The following is a 17608-nucleotide window of genomic DNA, read 5'->3' as shown; positions in this document are numbered from 1 at the left end:
GGCAGCGGTAGAGCCATGCCACGAACACGCCGGCCTCATGTCTTACGGCAGCCGGCCGCCCATGAGCAGACCTCGATTCCGCTGCTCGAACCGGCGGGAACGCTCAACACCGTGGACGCCTGCCCAGGTGCACTTCGGAAAGGGCTGAGGGCCGGGAAGTGGGAGCCCTCATACGCAGGAGCGGAACCGGCGGAGCAGTTCAACGGCGGCAGGGCTCTCGGCGTCGAATGTCTGGCCTTGTTGTTCGACAGGAAGATCCGGCCCCCAGACGCGGGCGCCGTGGCAGCGGAAGCAGAAGGCGATCTCGAAGAGCACATCGGTGGGGCCGTGCGCCCGGACACCCCAGCCTGGGAGGAAGCAACGGTACATCTCGCTGCCCGGCAGATCGGCGATCAGAGACAGGGCCTGCTGGACTTGGTCGCCGACCCGGACTGCGGCGGTGTCGCCCGCCAGGTCCTCAGAAGTGAGGTGCCTGACGGGATCGGTGATGCGGAAGACCTCGAACCGCTCGGTCTTCCCATGCGTCAGTGGCAGCAGCATGCCCCCAGACTCTCCGATCACGCCCTCACTGACCAGGGACGGCCAGATGGCAGGACTTGCCCCGCCTCGACCACGACGTCGACCTCGTCGATCCGCTGCGTTACGCGACCCTGACCACGTACTTGCCCCGGACACCGCCCGCCTCCAGCGCCTGATGGGCCGCTGCTGTCTCCTCCAGGGCGAAGACCTTGTCCACCGCAGGGCTCAGCTTGCCCTCGGCCACATGGCGGGCGAGGTCGTCGAAGTCCGCCCGCCTGGGGTTGCCGCTGAAGAAGCGCACCCGGCCGTGTCCGTGAACCGTGCTGGCCGCGAGGTAACCGAGCGACGCAGCGGGCCTTTTCAGGTCGAAGGCGATGGTGACCATGCGCCCGCCGGGCTTCAGCAGGCGTCGAAAGGCCCGTAGGTCGGTCCCCGCGGTGTCCAGGACCACGTCGAAGTGGCGCAGTTCCGCCGGCCGCACGGTCCGGTGGTCGACGGCCTCGTGCGCGCCGAGCCCGCGGACGAAGTCGAGGTTGGCCGCGCGGGCCAGGGCCGTGACCTCCGCGCCGTACGCCCGTCCGAGCTGGACGGCGGCGTTGCCGACACCGCCCGCCGCGCCCCGGACGAGCAGCCGTTCGCCGGGGCGCAGCCCGGCTTTGTCCCGCAGCGCGGTGATGGCCGTGGTGGCCACCGGCAGCGCGGCGGCGTCCACCGGGTCGAGGCCGTCGGGGAGCCGGCCGACCCGTTCGGCGGGTACGGTCACGTACTCGGCGGCACTGCCGAACCCGGAGGTGCGGCCCAGGACTCCCCATACGAGGTCATCGACCGCGAACCGTGTGACTCCGGCCCCCAGTGCGGCGACCTCGCCGGTGAAGTCCAAGCCGATGCGCTTGGGGAACTTCCGGCCGCTCAGGAGGCGGAGCCGGCCGGCACGGGCCGCCAGTTCACCGCCGTTGACGCTGAACGCGGACACCCGGACAAGGACCTCGCCGGCGGACGGCTCGGGGCGTGGCACGCTGCCCGTGTAGAGCACGTCGGGGCCGCCATAGCGGTCGTAGAGCACTGCCTTCATCATGCGGTCGTTCATCGTTCTGCCTTTGCCGCCGGGGGCCGTACGGGAATCTGGCACCGACCGTAAGCTCCTGAGTGGACGCAATCGTCCACCTGGACCGGAAGCGAGAGACAGTGATGGCGGAATCCTCTCGGATCACAGCCCGAGACGGGGTACGGGCGGACGCCCGGCGCAACCGGGAGCGCGTCCTCGGCGCAGCTCGCGCGGTCTTCGCGGAGCACGGCATCGACGCCCCGATGGCGACCGTGGCCCGACGGGCGGGGGTCGGCGTAGCGACGCTGTACCGGCATTTCCCGACCCGGGACGCCTTGGTACGCGGCGTGTTCGCGCAGCAGATGGAGGCCTGCGAGCGGGCGCTCACCGAGGCTTTGGCCACGCCTGACCCGTGGCAAGGCTTCCAGCATCTGGTCGAGTCGGTCTGCGGTCTGCAACGGGAACAACGCGGGTTCCCGGCCGCGTTCGTCGCGGCCTTCCCGGAAAGCACGTCGGAACACGCGCAGTACCGGCGACAAGCCGAGCGGGACTTCACGACCCTGGTGCGCAGGGCCCAGGCGGCGGGCGCGCTGCGGGCCGATTTCCGCCCGTCCGACCTCGCCGTGATCCTGTTGGCACACTGCGGTCTGGTGGCCGCCCTACCGGATGATGATGCGGCGTCCCGGCGCCTGGTGGCCTATCTGCTCCAGTCGTTCCGCACCGACTCGGCCAACAAACCGCTGCCCCCGCCGGCGGCACTGACACTGCGCAGCCTCCCGATCGCAACCGACAGTCTCCCGGGGCAGCGGCCCACTAGGGGCTGACATGCAGCGGAACTCGCCCCAGGGGGCGGCCCGCCCGGCGACTTTCGGCACGGCGACTTTCGGCACGGTGCCTTGGCTGCACGGCGCCGGGCTGCTCGCCGTCCAAGGAGGCGCGGTGCTGGTCGGCGTCGTCTTCGGCGCCGCGGCCACCGTCCCCGCCGACTCTCCGGTCACCGTGACCGACCCGGTCGCGCCCCTCCGGTCGAGCAGCACCCGGCAGACGTCGTGCGTGGCGATCCCGAAAACGCGGCGGAGCTGTTCCATGTCGTGACGGTCGCGCCCGGAGGTGACGCCTGCACCGCTGCGCCGTCATCGGCGAAGACCAGCGGGTGGAGGTCGAGCTCGCGTCCGTCCGGTGCCGTCACGACGAACCTGATGGGCCTCCAGTTCAGGGTCTCCACGAAACCGGCCTCATGCAGGGTTGCCACCACCACTTCTTCCTGCTCCTGCCGGTGCGTCAGATCGCATCAGATCCAGGTCGCGGTGATCTCTCGTCTGCTCGCCGACCAGAGCGTCGATACCCCACCCGCCACCGCTCCAGACGTCCAGCTTGGCCCGTCGAAGCAGGGTGAGCACGAACAACACGTCATCACCTGTCATCACCTGTCATCACCTGTCATCACCTGACGCAGGCTAGAACCGCCCGGCCGGGGCCGCGAACCATTTCCCGCTTCAGCCTGTGGTGGGCGCGGCCGGTAACCGGCGGTCGGTGAGCCGCGAGGTTCAGTTCAGTCACGTACTGCCGTCCCGCACTGGCGGGTCGACTTCACCCCCGTCGAACCGCAGGGCGGCAGCTCCACACCAGACGCAGGGTGTGGAGCTGCCCACTCAGCGGAAGGGGCCGTCGGTCGCGAAGGCATGGGCTGCGAAGCGCTTGCCCATTCGACGATAAGCGGCGGCGGTGGGGTGCAGGCCGTCGGACAAGTCCTCTGTCTCGTCCGGACCGAGCAGTTCACGTCCGTCGAGGTAGTGGAGGTGGGGATCGGACGCCCGTCGTGTCGCGACGATCCGGGCCAGCTCGGCACGGACCACCGCCAGCGACAATGTCCCGTCGGCCACGTCTGCCGGATCGCCGAGGGCAGCCAACCGCCCGTCCGGGCCGGTCACGGTCGGGCCGGGGGTCTCCTCCAGGGCCGGACAACTCACCGGAGAGATCAACAGCAGCGGAGTGTCCGGGTGGCCATCCCGGATCGTGTCCAGGAACCCGTGTACCGCCGGGCCGAACGTCCGCAGCCGGAAAGCACACAGGCTCACGATGTTGATGCCCACCTTGAGGCTGATCAAATCGGCGGGCGTGTCGCGGATCGTCCGGGCGACGTAGGGGTCCAGCAGCGCGTTGCCCGCCAGGCTGAGGTTGATCGCCTCCACCCCGCCGAGTGCCGCTGCCACCACGGGCCAGGTCCCGGTCGGGCCGTCGGCCTCGATGCAGTGACTGATGGAGCTGCCGTGGTGCACCCAGCGGCGTCGCCCGTCCGGCAGCGGTGCCAGCACGTCGCCGTCGGCGCGCAGTGCCACCAGTTCCGTCGGGGTCTGCTGGGGCAGCCACAACTCGACGTCCTTCATGCCGGCCGGTAGCCCGGCGAACCGTACGGTCCCTGGCTCGCCCGGGATGAGTCGCTGTGCTGCTCCGGGGCCCGCCATCCGCAGGACGTTGCCCACCGGAGCCTGCTGACGCCCGGCCAAGGTACCGTCGACCATCAACTCCACCATCCCGGTGGGGCGAGGATGGGGGTCGGAGTAAAGCTGGCCGGTGGAGGTGAGTACCTCGAACTCCAATGCACGCGCATCGGTACGGAACACCAGCCGCACTCCCGAGGGCATCAGGGTCACCCCGTGGACCGATGGTTCCTGGTACTGCTCCTTGGTCCACGCGGGCAACCGGCACGGCATCACCCCTGCCTGTGTGATCTCCAGGTTCAGCGCGCCCCGCAACTCCACCGGCCCGCCCACCAGTGGAACCGTCCGTAGCTCCACCGTCACCGCTCCTGCCCCAGGCCAACGTGTTCCGGAGACGGCATCAAGCCGGTTCCCGCTCCATCGTGTCTCATCGACGCCCGCCGAACTCCCAGTCGTGGACCTCGATGCCCGCGTACCGGTCCCCAGTCAGGACGGCTCGTGCCGTATCCGGATCCGACGCCCTGAGCAGCGCCGCCGTACCCAGCCAGGTGTCACCGTCGTCGGACAGCAGCGGCCCGTACGCGACCAGGTCCTCCTCCCGGTCGAGCGGCGGGGCGAGATCGGCGGCCGGTCCCTCGCCGAACCCGAGCACCAGGTACCGGTTGCCGCCGGCCCGGCCGCCGGGGAACTCCCACATGGTGCGCCCCAGCACGTTGCGCCACCGGCGCAGCAGCACGTCCCGGTACGCGCCGGCCTGGTAGTTGGGCTCGTCGAAGGCGAACGCGCGGACAGCGGCAGGATTGGGCAGGTCGACGATGTGCACGCTGCCGGTGGGGGTTTCACCATCGTCGGCGAAGGTCGGGCCCCGAGCGATCAGCTCCTTCGCGTACCGATCCATGTAGGACCAGTGCTCCTCCAGCAACTCCTCGCGCAGAGCGAGGGATCCGGGCCGATCACGGTGGTAACAGAAGAACTCCATGACCACAGACTCTCCCCTACCGGGTGCACCGTCTCAACCAGCTTTCGGCAACGATGGCCCGGCGTTCCGAAGGAGGCAGCATTCCGTCGACCGGCGCAGCCAGCACAGCCATCGCGACCGCGTGGGCTCACCTCCCGAGATCTGCCTCGCCTCGCAGGCCTGGAGCGGGACCTCATCTCCCGTCGGGCAGGGGCGGGGCCAACACCTCGACGACGGCGAATGGATCGGCTGCCTGGCCCTCACCCTGACTCCCTTGGGACGACAGATGCCCTGGTACTTCAACGGAGGTCGAAGTTCCTCAGCGAAGGGCTGCGCCACCCCCACCCAGGGGAACTGCTGCTCTGATACACCGCACACGCCGCCCACCGACCGTCGGGAGGAGCTGCACCCGGCAGGACTCAGCAGGCCGGGCATGACCTTTCGCCACTGTGGCGGCCAAGGGCCAGTAGGCACACCAGTAGGCACAAGAGCACCGTGGAATACCGTAGAACGCAAGGGAGTTGGCCACAGCGTGACTCAAGGACCAGCGCCTCGCCCCCTGTCCGATGCAGCCCTCTCTGATCTACTCGCCGGGCAGCAGTTCGGGACCCTCGCCACTGTCAAACAAAGTGGTCATCCGCACCTGACCACCATGCTGTACAGCTGGGATCCGGAGGCGCGCATCGTGAGGCTGTCCACCACGGTTGACCGCATCAAGGTCAAGCACCTTCAGCGTAGCCCGCACGCGGCGCTGCACGTGCAGGGTGGTGACGTATGGTCGTTCGCCGTCGCCGAGGGGGCGGCGGAGGCTTCCGAGACCACGACGGTTCCCGGCGACGCGGTCGGGCGGGAACTTCTCGCGATGCTCCCGACGGCCGCGAAGCCGGAGGACGAGGACGCGTTCCTCAAGCAGCTGGTCGCCGAGCGCAGGATCGTCATTCGGCTGAGGGTGGAGCGGCTGTACGGGACGGCCTTGGACATCAACGGCTAGGGGCGACCGTGCCGGCCATAGCCGCTCGTTAGGCCTTGCAACCAGCACGGTCGCGGCGACGGAGAACCAGTAGAGGCGGCGGACGGCCGGTTTTGGCTGTCTGACCAGGGCTGCGGCAGCCCGGTTGACGGAGCGGGCGAGGGTCTCGAAGTCCTCGACGGCGAGGACCCGCACCACCCCTCACCGCCGGGTCGCCGTAGGGGGCGAAGCGACCGAACCGGACGTCGGGGCTCGGCGGCTTGCGTCTACAGGTGGTGGGAGCAACTTTTCGGCGCGCAATTGCGGTAAGCCAGGCGACCTGGCGCGAGTTGGCGACCGCGACAGCCGACCGACCTGACCGCTCCCGTGCGGTCACAACCACCCCCCGCGACGTCTTCGTTCTGTCACAGCGGAGCGGGTGGGGCGAGGCCGCTCCCTCGTCGAGGATCAGCGCCTGCAGCGTGGAGGCCACCGCGAACGCGGCCACCCGCATCGAGGCCACCCGCCCACCGCACCGACGGGTCCGGGCATCGAGGGACGGCTCGCGGCTGGGCGTCAGCGTGCCGTCGGCGGTGCCGGACGCACAGGCCTCCGCGTCGGCCGCGCCGGGGCGCAGTCCCCAGCACCGACCCCCGTCGAGCCCCGCAAAGCCGCAGGTCTCAGTTCGCCTCCGCCCGCATCTCCTCCAGCGTCTCCGCGACCCGTGAGACGCCGTCGATCAGGGTCTTCTCCGGGGCGCTGAGGCTCATCCGGAAGCAGCGGGTGGCGTGGCCGCGTGGGAGGGCCGTGGTCGTCGCGTCGACGAAGAAGTGGCGGCCGGGGACGACGAAGACGCGCTTCTCCTTCAGCCGCCGGTAGAGCTCCACGTCGTCGAACCACGCATGGTCGATCCATACCCAGGCGAACATGCCCCCTGCGCCGGAGTGGCTCCGCCAGGCGATGTCCGGCGGCAGTTGCTCCATGAGCAGGGCGTCCATCAGCTCGCGCTTGCCCCGGTAGTACGGAGTGATGGCGTCGCGGGTCACCTCGTCCAAGGTGCCTTCGCGCAGCGTCGTCGCAAGTGCCGCCTGCGGCAACTGGGCCGCGTGCAGGACGGAGTTGGAGAGGAACGCGGCGATCGCACCGACGTACCGCGGGTCGCCGATCGCGAAGCCGACGCGTTCGCCGGGCATGCCTGCCTTGGAGGCCGAGAAGCAGTTGACGACGTGTGGGTGCCGCACCGGCTCGACGGGCACCTCCCCGATGCGGGGGAAGGGCGCACCGTAGGCATGGTCGATGACGAGCGGGATGTCGCGTGCCTCGGCGAAGGTGATGAGACCGTCCAGCTCGGCCCGGTCCATGGCACGGCCCGTCGGGTTGCCGGGGGTGGAGATCAGCAGCATGCCGATGCCGTCCAGGCGAGCCAGCGCGTCGAGGTCGAGGGCGTAGCGGAAGCCGTGCTCGCCGTCCTCGACGATCTGCGGGGCCACGCCGACAATGCCGTCCTCGTGCATGCACAGGCCCTGGTAGCCGGTGTAGTCCGGGACCATGGGGAGGACGAGCCGCCGGTGGGCGCCGTCCGGCTCCGGGCCGCAGAACAGCGCTGCCGCCGCGAAGCACACCATCTGGCTGCCGGGGCCGACCACCACGTTCTCCGGGCCCAGGTCCCAGCCGTAGGCATGGTGGAAGTAGGCGCTCACGGCCTCGATCAGGCCGGCGCTGCCGCGCGAGGGGCCGTAGCGGCCGCAGACCGCGTCGAAGTCCTCCTCCAGCGCCCGCGTGAGCGCCTCCCGCCACATCGCTCCGGCCGCCGGGATGGCCGCCGGGTTGCCGATGCTGAGGTTGAGCCACTCCTCGGCAGAGGTGTCCGCGGTGCTGGCCGCCACGTCCTCCATGATGCTGCGCAGGCCGGAGAGACCTGCCATCCGTGTTCCGATCGGCGACAGTCGCATCTGTTCTCCTTCAATGAGCCGGTGGGCCGATGTGCCGGTGGACCGGTGGGCCGATGTGCCGGTGGGCCGAGGACCAGCGCTCCGGTGAGCGAGGCCCCAGTGCCCCGGTGAGTCGAGGCCGGTCCACCGGCCCATGAGCCGTCTCCCTCGGGACGGCCCCGCGCCTCAGCGCACCGCCGGTTCCAGCAGCCGCAGATTGTCTCCGGCGAGTTGCACCGGCACGCCCACCGGGAGCGTGAGGACGGGGTCGGTGTGGCCGAACTCGAATTCCGTCACGATGGGGAAGGTCAACCCGTGGCTGACGTCGAGCAGGATGCGGTCCAGTTCCGCGCGGGCGGTGGCCGACCACTGGCGAGGCCTGCCCATGACCAGGCCCTCGATCCCGTCGAGCAGGCCCGCGTGGCGCAGTTGCCACAGGTCGCGCGCGGCGTGGGCGGGGCCGTAGCCGTCGTCATTGGCGAACTCCAGGGCGAGTACGTGCCCTTGGTGGTCGGGCAGCCACGGTGTGCCGAGGAGCTGCAGCGCGCTGGGGACGCAGGCCGGCAGGAGCGGTCCCTGCGCCGTGCCGGGGCGCAGGACGGTGCGTGCCGGGGCGGGTTCGGCGACTCGGGGGCGTTCTTCGCCCGCCCAGTCGACGAACTCGTCGTACACCTCCGCGGAGCGGGGGAAGTCCCCGGTCCAGCCGTGCATCGTCAGGTCGAGGAAGGAGGACCGGGTGAACGGCGGGGTGCCGCCGGTCTCGGCGAACTCCGACAGGACGGCCGGGCCGTAGAAGGTGGTGGCGCCGGTGCGGGCGTAGAGCGCGTGGTGCAGGACGGTGGCGTCGGAGTAACCGCAGATGACCTTGGGGTTCGCGGCGAACGCCTCGTAGTCGATCAGGTCGAGGAGTTCGGTCGCGGCGAGGCCGCCGATCATCCAGAGGATGCCCTTGGTGTCGCGGTCGCGCAGGGCGGCGTTGAACTGTGCGGCGCGGGCCTGGCGCGATCCGGCCGGGTGGCCGTCAGGTGTCGCCGCCGGGCCGACGCGCAGGCCGGACCAGGACGCCACGTCGGCGATGCCGCGCTCCGCTCGCGCCGGGAAGACGTCGGCGCCCTGCCAGGACGGTGAGACCACGGCGACGGTGTCCCCGCGTCGCAGTCGGCGGGGCCGCCGCCGCAGGCTGCGCAGTGTGGCCAGTTGCTCGTCCGCGAGGCCGTAGGTGGCGCACAGGTCGCTGTCGGGCGTCCCGGGCCGCTTGTCGAGGGCCGCGGCGGCCCGCTTGAGGTTCTGTTCGAGCGTACGGGCTCGCCGGTCGGCCTCTTCGGTCAGCAGCGCGCGCAGTGCGGGTGTGGCGCCGAAACCGCCGAGGAGGGCGTCGCGGTCGCCGGTACGGTTCAGCAGGTCGATCAGGCGCAGGGCGAACTTGCGCAGGATCGAGCCGGGGCCCTTGCCGGCGGGGCGGGCCCCGGCTTCGGTCAGCAGGGCCAGGGCGCGGTAGAGGTTGACGGCGTCGGCCGCGTCGCCGGGGGCGAGTCCCGCGAGTTCCGCCGTCCGGACGCGGTCGGCCAGCTCGGGGAGGGCGTAGGCGTGAGGGCCGAGCGGTATGGCGGCGGTGATCTCGACGCCGAAGCCGACCTCGGCGTACCGGCGGTCGCCGGACTCGACGAGGATCAGGTTGGACAGCGGCTGCCAGCGGGCGCAGCGGCAGTCGGGGCGGCAGTCGGTGTCGCAGCCGACGCCGGGGCGGCGGTAGTAGTAGGTGACGCCGCGCCCGCGCAGCGCGTACCCCTCGCCGTACTCCCAGCGGCTTGCCACCTCGGGGTCGCGCAGTACGTGCACGGTGCCGCCGTGCCGGTCCGCCGCCTCGGTCACCGCCTTGATCAGGTCGGTGTCCTCCTCGTCGACGAGGACGTGCAGCCGGTCGGCGCGGTGGTCGCTCAGGGCGGCGAGGGTGGCGAGGTGGTTGTCCTGCGTGACGCGCGCCAGGTCCTCGTCGTCGGCCAGGTCCGCGAGCAGGCCGGTCATGCCGAAGGCGAAGAGCCAGGGGCGTTCGCCGTGGGCGCGGAAGCAGGGCTGGTAGTGGCAGATCCGTCCGATGGGGCGCCCGTCGGCGAGGAGTCGTTTGTACGGGGTGACCGTGGCGTTGACGAAGGCGACGGTGGCGTCCCCTTCGGTCACCGGGGCTGCCGGGCTCAGTTCGTAGCCGCGGTCGAGGAGGGTGCCGAGGAAGCGGAGCACCGTCCCCCTGGTCTCCGGGGACTCCGCCAGTGAGCTGGTGGTCGTGAACAGCTCCCGCGCGAGCGCGTCGTCGGCAGCGGGCGCCGTGCCCGGTGTGGTGCCTTGCGTCATGGAAGGGGTCCTTTTCTCGGGCGGCTACGGCTGCGTGCGGTCCGGCAGGCGGGCGCCGACCCACTCGATCGCGGTCCGTGCCATGTCCTTCTGGAAGTCGCGGAGGGTGGGGAGCGCGGGGATGGGCGGCATGCGGGACATCCATGTGAACCAGCCGCCGAACACGGCGAGCAGCGCGGTCGCGTCCTCGTCGGCGCATCCGTACGCGGTGACGACCTGGGCGAGTTCCGCCTCGGGCGGTCGGCCGTTGACGCGGGCCACCTCCAGCAGGAGGTAGATCGGGTCGAAGGCTGCCGCTCCCCGGCAGGCGTAGGCCCAGTCGACGAGGACCGGTCCGGTGTCGCTCCAGAGGATGTTGTCGGCGCGCAGGTCGGCGTGGAGGAGTTCGTCGCCGGTGAAGGCGTGCCGCGCCTGCTCCGCGAGTGCGACCCACCTCTGTGCGGGCAGCAGCGCGGCTCCCGTGGCGTCCGTCGGCCAGGCGTCGAAGGCCGGGTCGGCGGCCAGTGCCGGCCAGGCGTCGAAGGCCTCCCGCAGAAGCGTCGTCACCGGCGGCAGGGCGGCCGGAGCGGTGATCCGGGTCTCCCGCAGGAGGCGCAGGACCGCGTCGAGCTGTCCGGGGGGCCAGCCCGGCCCGCAGATGCTTCCCGTCACGGCGCGGAAGGCGAGAACCGTCCAGTCCTGGTGGTCCAGGCCCCACAGGAAACCCACGGACGCCCGGGTGGCGGAGAGGAGACGGCAGGCGCTGTGTTCCTGGCGGTAGAGGGCACGGCCGTGGCTGTTGACCGTCTCGGAGGTCGCTTTGAGGAACGCCGGTCCGTGCTCGGTGCGCACGACGCCGGCGAAGCCCGCCGAGAAGCCGCCGGTGACGGCGTCCACGCCGGTGACCGGTGCTCCCAGCCGCTCCTCGACGCGGCGGCGCAGGTCGTCGGGCAGGGCCTGCCAGGGCAGGCGAGGTGTCCACTGCATGGTGTCAGTACCCGAGCCCCATCCGCTTCCATACGGTGTGTCCGAAGCCGGGGCCCCTCTCGCCGTCGAGTCGTCCTACGGGTGTGTCGCCCGCCCAGTCGGCGACCGCGCGCACCGCTTCGGCGAGCGTCAGACGGGCGAGCCCGGCGCCCAGGCAGAAGTGGTGCCCCGCGCCGAACGCCAGGTGCGGCGGTTCCTTCCGCGCGGGGTCCGGCGGGCGGAAGGAGTCGGGGTCGGCGTAGACCTCCGGGTCGCGGTTGGCGGCGGCGACGACCAGCGCCACCCGCTCGCCGGGGGCGATGGCGCGCCCCCGGACGGCGATCGGTTCCACGGCGGTCCTGGGGACGAAGTGGAACGGGGCCTCCAGGCGCAGCGCCTCTTCGGCCAGTTCCTCGGCGAGGCCCGGAGTGGACCGTGAGACGTCGAGGAGCGGGCGGGCGTCGCCGAGGAGGTGGGGCAGGGCGGAGGCCAGGCACGCCACCACCGGCTCGATGCCGCCGGTGAGGATCTGCGCGAACAGCGCGACGGCACGGTCGGGTGCGAGGTCGAGGAAGGCCCGCAGTTGCGCGGGGCCGCGGCCGGCCCGGGCGTCGGGCAGGGTGACCTGCTCCAGGTGGTCGCGCAGGCCGGTGATGGCGGTGCGCGCGGGTCCGGCCCGGCCGGGGTCGAGCACGGGCACGCCGATGAAACCGATGATCTCCCCCGACCAGGCGAGGAGCACGTCGCGGCGTTCGTGGGGGATGCCGAGCAGGTCGCAGGTGACCGACACGGCGAGCGGCTGGACGAATTCGCCGAGGAGGTCGGCCTTGGCCGGGTCGAGCGGGTCGAGCAGTTCGCGCGCGTGACGGGCGATGGCCGCGCGCAGTGGCCGCACCGCCCCCGGCCGGTAGGCCGGGGCGGCGGCGGAGCGCACCTCGGTGTGCTGGGGCGGGTCGGTGAACATCGGCCAGGAGTCGAAGAACGACAGGATGTCGGCGACGTCGTCCAGGACGTGCCTGTCGTGGTCGCCCAGGAACCCCTCTCCGATCCGCGCGGCCAGCCGACCGTCCCGCAGCAGCGCGTTCACGTCCTGGTGGGTGGTGACGTACCAGCTCTGTGTCGCCTCGTCCCACCACACGGGGTCGGTCGTGCGCAGGTGGGTGTAGTGCGGGTGCGGGTCCCGGGCGAAGGACTCCGACAGCAGGTCGACGGCCATGGTGGTGTGCTCCCTGTCGCGGTCAGGCGGGGCGGCGGGCGACGACGAAGAGGTTGTTGCCGCGTCCCGCGATGCCGGGCGCCTTGCGGACCCGCTTCTCCATGGCGAGGACGCGCTCGAAGTCGTCGCCGGCCAGGATGTCCACGAGCTGTTCGGTGGAGCCGTGGAGCTGGGTCTCCTGGTAGCCGGGGTAGATGAGGTTGGGGAAGCCGGAGAGCGCGTCGATCTCCAGTCCGGCCGCGGCGTGCATCTCCTCGATGCGCTGCACGTCGTACAGGTGCATGTCGGGCATGGTGTCGGTGAACCGGCCCCGGCGGGTCAGCGCCTTCTCGGCCTCGTCGATGTTGCCGACGGCGATGTTGAACCACGCGGTGTGCCAGACGCTGGGCAGGAACGACACCAGCAGGCCGCCGGGCTTGAGCAGTCCTGCGACGTCCTTGATGGTCTGCTCGGGGTCCGCCACGAAGCCGAGGACGTTGTGGAAGTTGAACGCCAGGTCGAAGGACTCCCCGCGCAGCGTCTCCCCCACGTCGGCCAGGTCGCCCTGGACGAAGCGGACGCGGTCGGCGAAGCCGCGTTCGGCGGCCTTCGCCTCCGCGACCTTGATCATTTCCCGGGTGAGGTCGAAGAGGACGCCCGTGCTCCGGGGGGCCTCCTGGGCGAAGAAGGAGGTCCAGCGGCCGGTGCCGCCGCCGGCGTCGAGGAAGGCGAAGTCCTCCGGCAGGGCGCTGATGACGTCCTCGCGGAGGGCGTCGGCGAGCAGGCGGTCGGAGAGGACCCAGTAGGGCTGGAGGTCGACGTCGTCGTAGGCCTCGGCCTTGTCGGCGAAGTAGCCGCGGACTTCCTTCTCGTACGTGGGCTCAGTCATGTTCGTCTCTTCCTCGTCTGCGGTTCGGAAAGCGGTGAGTGGTGAAGGCTGAGTGGTAAGCGGTGCGCGGGTTGGAGGGGTGGTCAGGCGTCGGTCGGTTCGGTGCGGAAGCTGCTGTTGAGGGCCTTCTCCAGCTCCCGGCCACGCTCCTCGAACTGCTCCAGGGAGTCGGCCCCGTAGATGAGGTGCAGGCACCACGCGGAGGGGTGGGGGTCGGAGAAGTCGTCGCCCACGCCGTGCGGGCGCACCGTCTCCAGGACGTAGTCGAACGCGTCGATCTCGGCCTGGGTGGGCTCGGCGGTGATCCGGCCGGCCTCGGACGGCGCCAGGTTGATCCAGCCCACGTACCGGCTGGGCTCGCCGTCCGCGTAGGGCGCCGGGCGGCCGGGGTCGACCACCGACTTGATCCAGGCGATGCGCAGGTCGTCGCCGAGCGCGCGGTAGGTCGCGGTGATGCCGCCGCCCGCGAACCGGGAGGCGATCTCGGAGAACACCACCTCGCGCTCCCCCGGCTGCTTGAAGAACTCCAGGTGGGTGATGCCCTCGCGGATGCCGAGGGCGTCGTTGACGCGGCGGTGGGCCTCCTCGACGTCCGCGTACAGTTCGGCCCACTCCTCGCGCGGCAGCAGCACGGAGCCGTTGCTCTCGCCGGCCGTCTCGATGGCCAGCCGCGGCCGCAGGTAGCGCATGATGCCCAGGACCTTGCTGCGGCCGTCCACCCAGATCGCGTCGACGTGGAACTCGTCGCCGGACACGGGCCGTTCGGCCATCAGGAAGTGCTCGGTGTTGTCGGCTCCGAGGTCGGTGAGGAGCTTGGTCAGCTCCTCCTCTGAGTGCACCCAGCTCGTGCCCAGGGTGCCCAGGCCCGCGCAGGGCTTGACCACCGCGGGGAAGCCGATCTCCTCGGCGGTGCGGCGCACGCTCGCGGCCACCTCGGAGGTGCGCAGCGACACGAAGTCCGTGCAGGTGACCCCGGCGGCGCGCACCGCCTGCTTCATGGCCCGCTTGTCGCGGGTGTTGAGGGCCATCTCCAGGGTGGGCTGGGCGCAGCCGAGGAGCTGGGCGAGGTAGCCGGCGCCGTACTGGCTGAACTCCGAGAGGCTCACCACCCGGTCGGGGAGCCAGCCGTCGTTCTTGAGCTGGGTGGCGACCTGGCCGAGTTCGTCCATGTCGTCGAAGCTGTTGATGCGGAAGACGTATGGCAGGGTCTTCAGCACCTCCTCGTCGACGTGGAAGTGGGCGGCCTCGAAGGTGTCGAAGAGGAGGGCGACCTCGGCTCCCTCCGCGCGCAGCGCTTCGAGGATGTAGGGGTCCCAGCGGCAGACGAGAACACGGGTGGACATGGCAGGGGTCTCCTTCGGGTGGGTGCGGGTGGTACGGGGCCTGCGACAGCCGTCAGGCCCGGGCGTCTTCCTCTGCGGCGTCCTCGTGGCCGGTCCTCTCCAGGCCGGACAGGGGTGTCCTCGGCAGGAACCGGGAACGGACCGTGATCAGCGCCAGGACCGCGAGGACGGCCGTGAAGCCGAGCATCATCGACGTGGTGTGGCCGTCGTCGGTCAGGCGCCCCGAGACGAGCGGGCCGACCGTGAAGCCGAGTGAACAGACGAAGCCGTAGGCGGCGTTGAAGCGCCCCCGGTTGGAGTCGTCGGCCCAGCTGTTGACCAGGGTGGGCCCGGTCGCGGCCAGCAGGGACTCCCCCACCGCGAAGACGACCATGGCGATGACGCCGACGAGCAGGGCGACCAGGCCGCCGCTGAGGCCGGTGACCGCCCAGATCAGCAGCCAGAAGGCGGCCCAGCTGGCGGCGAGCAGCGCGAGGGCCACACCCGCGGTGACCTGCTTGATCCGGCCGATCAGTGCCGCCTGGACCAGGACGACGGCCGCGGTGTTGGCGGCGAAGAGCACACCGAGCTCGGTGGGGCCGAGGCGGCTGTCGGCCAAGAGGGCGGCGGGCATGCCGGAGTTGAGCTGGGAGTAGCCGACGGTGAACAGGACCAGCACCACGACCAGCAGGGCGACCAGCCAGCGGTGCCCCAGCACCGCACGGTAGCTGCTGCGGGGCTGGTCGGCCGCCGCGGCCTCCGGCGGGGTCTCCCCGGTGGGCGGCTCCACCGACCGGCGCCGGCGGACCTCCCGGGCGACCAGCCAGCCGGTGACGAGGAAGGACGCCGCGTCGAGCAGGAAGAGTGCCTGGAAGACGGCGAGCGAGTCCGTCATGCCCGCCAGGAGGCCGCCGAGCAGTCCGCCGATGCCCATCATCGCGTTGACCATGGCGAAGTCGGCGGAGAAGAGCACGGGCCAGTGCTCCTCGGGCACCAGATCGGCCATGAGCGCGTTCCAGGTGATGGCCCCGCCCACGCCGAGTCCCTGCACGAATCCGGCCGCCAGCGCCGTCGTGGGGGTGTCGCACAGCGCGTAGCCGACGGCTCCCAGGGCGGCGCACACCAGCGCGGCCCAGACGGCGGGCACCCGCCCGAGGCGGTCGGAGACCCACCCCGCGAGCGGGCCGCCGACCAGTGCGCCCACCGAGGTGGCGGCGACCGCGCCGGTGGCCGCGGTCAGGGAGAGGCCGCGCATCTCGTGCAGGTAGATGACCAGGAGGGGCAGTACGACGCCGCTGCCGGCCGCGTTGACCGCGTTGAGCACGATCAGGCGTCTGGCACGGGGCGGGAGCTGCCGCAGCGTCCGCAGACTGTTCATGGGGGGTCGAGTCCTGTCAGGTGTGGAAGAGCGGGCGGTCACTGAGGACGTCCGCGCGGGGGTACAGGGCGACCCCGTAGCGCGACAGGACGTCCAGTTGCTTTCGGATCTGCGGGACCGCGGCGGCGGGGTCGCTGTGGTCGCGCGGCGTCATGCCGATGCGCTCGACCGCCTTCTCGACCGCGATGTTCTCCCAGCGTCCGAGCTGGGGCATCAGCAGATGCTGGTAGTCGGCCTGCCAGAGGCGCAGCACGGCCCGGTCGTTGACCTGGCGGACCCGGTCCAGGGTGGTGTGGTTGAGCCGCCGGGCGGTGTGCACGTCCATGCCGATGTGGGACCACGAGTAGTCCGGGTCGTCGGGGTCGTGCACCTCGATGCGCAGGGCCTCCTTGTCCTCCCACAGCGGCATCGTCTCGTCGGAGATGCTGAAGACGCTGAGCATGAAGTGCCCCGCGTACTCCTCCGAGAGGAAGTCCCGTGTCTCCGCGAAGTCCTCGGGCCGCTCCCCCGGGTAGCCGGCCATGAACGAGCAGCGGTAGCCGAGCCCGCCCTCGTTCAGCAGCCGGAAGGCCCGCAGGTTGTCCTTCCGTGTGACCTTCTTGTTCATGTACCGCAGCGTGCTGTCACTCATCGACTCGAAGCCGATGGACAGGAACTGGCAGTGGGAGGCCGCCAGTTGAGCGATCAGTTCCGGCGTCTTGAGGACGTTGGCCCGGCTGTAGCCCTCCCAGCCCACCCCGACGTCGGGCAGCAGCCGCATCAGCTCCCGCAGCCGGGTCGGCGGCACGGTGAAGGTGCTGTCCATGGCCGAGATGTAGGAGGCCCCGTTCTCGTCCGCGTAGCGCCGCCAGTCGTCGGCGATCTTCTGGGCGGACTTGTAGCGCCACTTGGGGCTCGCGGCAGGGAACGAGCAGAACTTGCAGCTGAACGGGCAGCCGCGCATCGACTCGTACGGAATGACGCGCCACTGGCCTTTCGGCGAGGGCGAGGGGAAGGCGTCCAGGTCCAGGTACTCGAAGGGGCTCATCCGGTAGCCGAGCAGTTCCCGGGAGTGCCGGTAGACCAGGTTCGGCACCGTCTCGGGGTCACTGCCCTTCTCCAGTGCGGTGAGCAGCCCCGGCAGGGCCTCCTCCCCGTCACCGCGCACGATGTAGTCGATCTCCGGTATCGACCGCATCAGCGAGGTGTACTTGAGGTTGCTGTACTGGCCGCCGAGCACGATCGGGATACCGGGGTAGGTCGCGGAGATCCACTGGACGGCGTGGCGCAGGTCGCGGTCGGTCCAGATGAAGCTCGTGGACAGCAGCGCCGCCCGGTAGTCGCCCTGGGGCGCCGGGGCGGGCAGGTCGTCCGTCCACAGATTGGTGGCGTCGTAGGTGTCGACGTGGTGGCCGGCCCGTTCCAGGATCTCCTGGACGGCGAAGGTGGTGAGGTGCGGGACGTTGTAGTAGCGGGGTCTCAGCAGCGGGTAGTCCGTGCCGTTGTGCCGGAAGCCTAGGCGCCGCAGCCCGAAGTCCTCCAGGTCCGTGCCCTTGAGGTAGGCCGCCGTGTTCGCGTCGCCGCTCTGGCGGTCCAGCATGGTGGTGGCGAGGTAGTCCGAGTTCTTCAGTGTCGGCCCGAGTCCTGACACAAGTACGACGTCGATGGTGCACTCTCCTGGGTGGGCACGGAGCGGCGGGGACTTGTC

The 17608-nt window shown here is 70.9% G+C and carries 16 protein-coding genes and 1 pseudogene; 3 read left to right on the top strand and 14 right to left on the bottom strand.

Going from position 1 to position 17608, the window contains the following annotated elements:
* Nucleotides 1-168 precede the first annotated feature (168 nt).
* A complete protein-coding gene (locus DCW30_RS37805) occupies nucleotides 169-540 on the bottom strand; it encodes a hypothetical protein (RefSeq protein ID WP_076687984.1) in 372 nt (123 codons plus the stop codon).
* A gap of 100 nt (nucleotides 541-640) precedes the next feature.
* Nucleotides 641-1606 (bottom strand): NAD(P)-dependent alcohol dehydrogenase, encoded by a 966-nt coding sequence (locus tag DCW30_RS35065; protein ID WP_076687981.1) that lies wholly within the window; start codon nucleotides 1604-1606, stop codon nucleotides 641-643.
* Between the two features lie 101 nt (nucleotides 1607-1707).
* Between DCW30_RS35065 and DCW30_RS35060 the strand changes: the two genes are divergently transcribed.
* Both DCW30_RS35060 and DCW30_RS36950 read left to right on the top strand, forming a co-directional pair.
* The gene (locus DCW30_RS35060; protein ID WP_076689779.1) at nucleotides 1708-2388 is read left to right on the top strand and encodes a TetR/AcrR family transcriptional regulator; all 681 of its coding nucleotides are present in this window, start codon (nucleotides 1708-1710) and stop codon (nucleotides 2386-2388) included.
* Between the two features lie 67 nt (nucleotides 2389-2455).
* Nucleotides 2456-2659, top strand: coding sequence for a hypothetical protein (locus tag DCW30_RS36950; protein ID WP_162933522.1), 204 nt, complete (start codon nucleotides 2456-2458; stop codon nucleotides 2657-2659).
* 52 nt (nucleotides 2660-2711) lie between these two features.
* Here the strand turns inward: DCW30_RS36950 and DCW30_RS38335 are convergent.
* The 4 genes and pseudogenes from DCW30_RS38335 to DCW30_RS35045 form a co-directional block, all read right to left on the bottom strand.
* Nucleotides 2712-2816: pseudogene (locus tag DCW30_RS38335) on the bottom strand (nucleotidyltransferase domain-containing protein); the annotation flags it as partial.
* Nucleotides 2800-2988, bottom strand: coding sequence for a nucleotidyltransferase domain-containing protein (locus DCW30_RS37800; RefSeq protein WP_237283485.1), 189 nt, complete (start codon nucleotides 2986-2988; stop codon nucleotides 2800-2802). The gene DCW30_RS37800 and the pseudogene DCW30_RS38335, both read right to left, overlap by 17 nt.
* 228 nt (nucleotides 2989-3216) lie before the next feature.
* Nucleotides 3217-4368 (bottom strand): GDSL-type esterase/lipase family protein, encoded by a 1152-nt coding sequence (locus DCW30_RS35050; RefSeq protein WP_076687977.1) that lies wholly within the window; start codon nucleotides 4366-4368, stop codon nucleotides 3217-3219.
* A 64-nt stretch (nucleotides 4369-4432) separates the two neighbouring features.
* A complete protein-coding gene (locus DCW30_RS35045; protein WP_076687975.1) occupies nucleotides 4433-4984 on the bottom strand; it encodes a YciI family protein in 552 nt (183 codons plus the stop codon).
* Between the two features lie 511 nt (nucleotides 4985-5495).
* Here DCW30_RS35045 and DCW30_RS35040 point away from each other — a divergent pair.
* Nucleotides 5496-5954 carry a TIGR03618 family F420-dependent PPOX class oxidoreductase gene (locus DCW30_RS35040; protein ID WP_076687974.1) on the top strand — a complete coding sequence of 153 codons (459 nt, stop codon included), beginning with the start codon at nucleotides 5496-5498 and terminating at the stop codon, nucleotides 5952-5954.
* Between the two features lie 638 nt (nucleotides 5955-6592).
* On the opposite strand, the gene DCW30_RS35035 is transcribed toward DCW30_RS35040, so the two are convergent.
* From DCW30_RS35035 to DCW30_RS35000, 8 genes are all read right to left on the bottom strand, one after another.
* Entirely contained in the window at nucleotides 6593-7864 is a 1272-nt protein-coding gene (locus DCW30_RS35035) for a valine--pyruvate transaminase (RefSeq protein WP_076687972.1), read from the bottom strand.
* 165 nt (nucleotides 7865-8029) lie between these two features.
* The gene (locus DCW30_RS38005) at nucleotides 8030-10192 is read right to left on the bottom strand and encodes a S66 family peptidase (RefSeq protein WP_079250271.1); all 2163 of its coding nucleotides are present in this window, start codon (nucleotides 10190-10192) and stop codon (nucleotides 8030-8032) included.
* Nucleotides 10193-10216: 24 nt separating this feature from the next.
* On the bottom strand, nucleotides 10217-11158 hold the full coding sequence (locus tag DCW30_RS35025) for a phosphotransferase (protein ID WP_076687970.1): 942 nt from the start codon (nucleotides 11156-11158) through the stop codon (nucleotides 10217-10219).
* A gap of 4 nt (nucleotides 11159-11162) precedes the next feature.
* On the bottom strand, nucleotides 11163-12353 hold the full coding sequence (locus DCW30_RS35020) for a cytochrome P450 (RefSeq protein ID WP_076687968.1): 1191 nt from the start codon (nucleotides 12351-12353) through the stop codon (nucleotides 11163-11165).
* A 22-nt stretch (nucleotides 12354-12375) separates the two neighbouring features.
* Nucleotides 12376-13221, bottom strand: coding sequence for a methyltransferase domain-containing protein (locus tag DCW30_RS35015; protein WP_062768029.1), 846 nt, complete (start codon nucleotides 13219-13221; stop codon nucleotides 12376-12378).
* Nucleotides 13222-13304: 83 nt separating this feature from the next.
* Entirely contained in the window at nucleotides 13305-14564 is a 1260-nt protein-coding gene (locus DCW30_RS35010; protein ID WP_076687966.1) for an ATP-grasp domain-containing protein, read from the bottom strand.
* A gap of 52 nt (nucleotides 14565-14616) precedes the next feature.
* On the bottom strand, nucleotides 14617-15921 hold the full coding sequence (locus tag DCW30_RS35005) for an MFS transporter (RefSeq protein WP_076687964.1): 1305 nt from the start codon (nucleotides 15919-15921) through the stop codon (nucleotides 14617-14619).
* A gap of 16 nt (nucleotides 15922-15937) precedes the next feature.
* Complete coding sequence (locus DCW30_RS35000) at nucleotides 15938-17551, bottom strand: B12-binding domain-containing radical SAM protein (RefSeq protein ID WP_103557561.1); 1614 nt, start codon at nucleotides 17549-17551, stop codon at nucleotides 15938-15940.
* Nucleotides 17552-17608: the final 57 nt, after the last annotated feature.

Origin of the sequence: Streptomyces alfalfae, assembly GCF_004127445.1 — a bacterium.
GTDB classification, from domain to species: domain Bacteria; phylum Actinomycetota; class Actinomycetes; order Streptomycetales; family Streptomycetaceae; genus Streptomyces; species Streptomyces alfalfae.
This window is presented reverse-complemented; position numbering and strand designations above follow the sequence as displayed.

Coding starts and splice junctions, on each gene's coding strand:
- DCW30_RS35015 (WP_062768029.1), bottom strand. CDS start 13,221: ATGACTGAGCCCACGTACGAGAAGGAAGTCCGCGGCTACTTCGCCGAC.
- DCW30_RS35035 (WP_076687972.1), bottom strand. CDS start 7,864: ATGCGACTGTCGCCGATCGGAACACGGATGGCAGGTCTCTCCGGCCTG.
- DCW30_RS37805 (WP_076687984.1), bottom strand. CDS start 540: ATGCTGCTGCCACTGACGCATGGGAAGACCGAGCGGTTCGAGGTCTTC.
- DCW30_RS37800 (WP_237283485.1), bottom strand. CDS start 2,988: ATGACAGGTGATGACGTGTTGTTCGTGCTCACCCTGCTTCGACGGGCC.
- DCW30_RS35025 (WP_076687970.1), bottom strand. CDS start 11,158: ATGCAGTGGACACCTCGCCTGCCCTGGCAGGCCCTGCCCGACGACCTG.
- DCW30_RS35005 (WP_076687964.1), bottom strand. CDS start 15,921: ATGAACAGTCTGCGGACGCTGCGGCAGCTCCCGCCCCGTGCCAGACGC.
- DCW30_RS35065 (WP_076687981.1), bottom strand. CDS start 1,606: ATGAACGACCGCATGATGAAGGCAGTGCTCTACGACCGCTATGGCGGC.
- DCW30_RS35060 (WP_076689779.1), top strand. CDS start 1,708: ATGGCGGAATCCTCTCGGATCACAGCCCGAGACGGGGTACGGGCGGAC.
- DCW30_RS38005 (WP_079250271.1), bottom strand. CDS start 10,192: ATGACGCAAGGCACCACACCGGGCACGGCGCCCGCTGCCGACGACGCG.
- DCW30_RS35010 (WP_076687966.1), bottom strand. CDS start 14,564: ATGTCCACCCGTGTTCTCGTCTGCCGCTGGGACCCCTACATCCTCGAA.
- DCW30_RS35045 (WP_076687975.1), bottom strand. CDS start 4,984: ATGGAGTTCTTCTGTTACCACCGTGATCGGCCCGGATCCCTCGCTCTG.
- DCW30_RS35020 (WP_076687968.1), bottom strand. CDS start 12,353: ATGGCCGTCGACCTGCTGTCGGAGTCCTTCGCCCGGGACCCGCACCCG.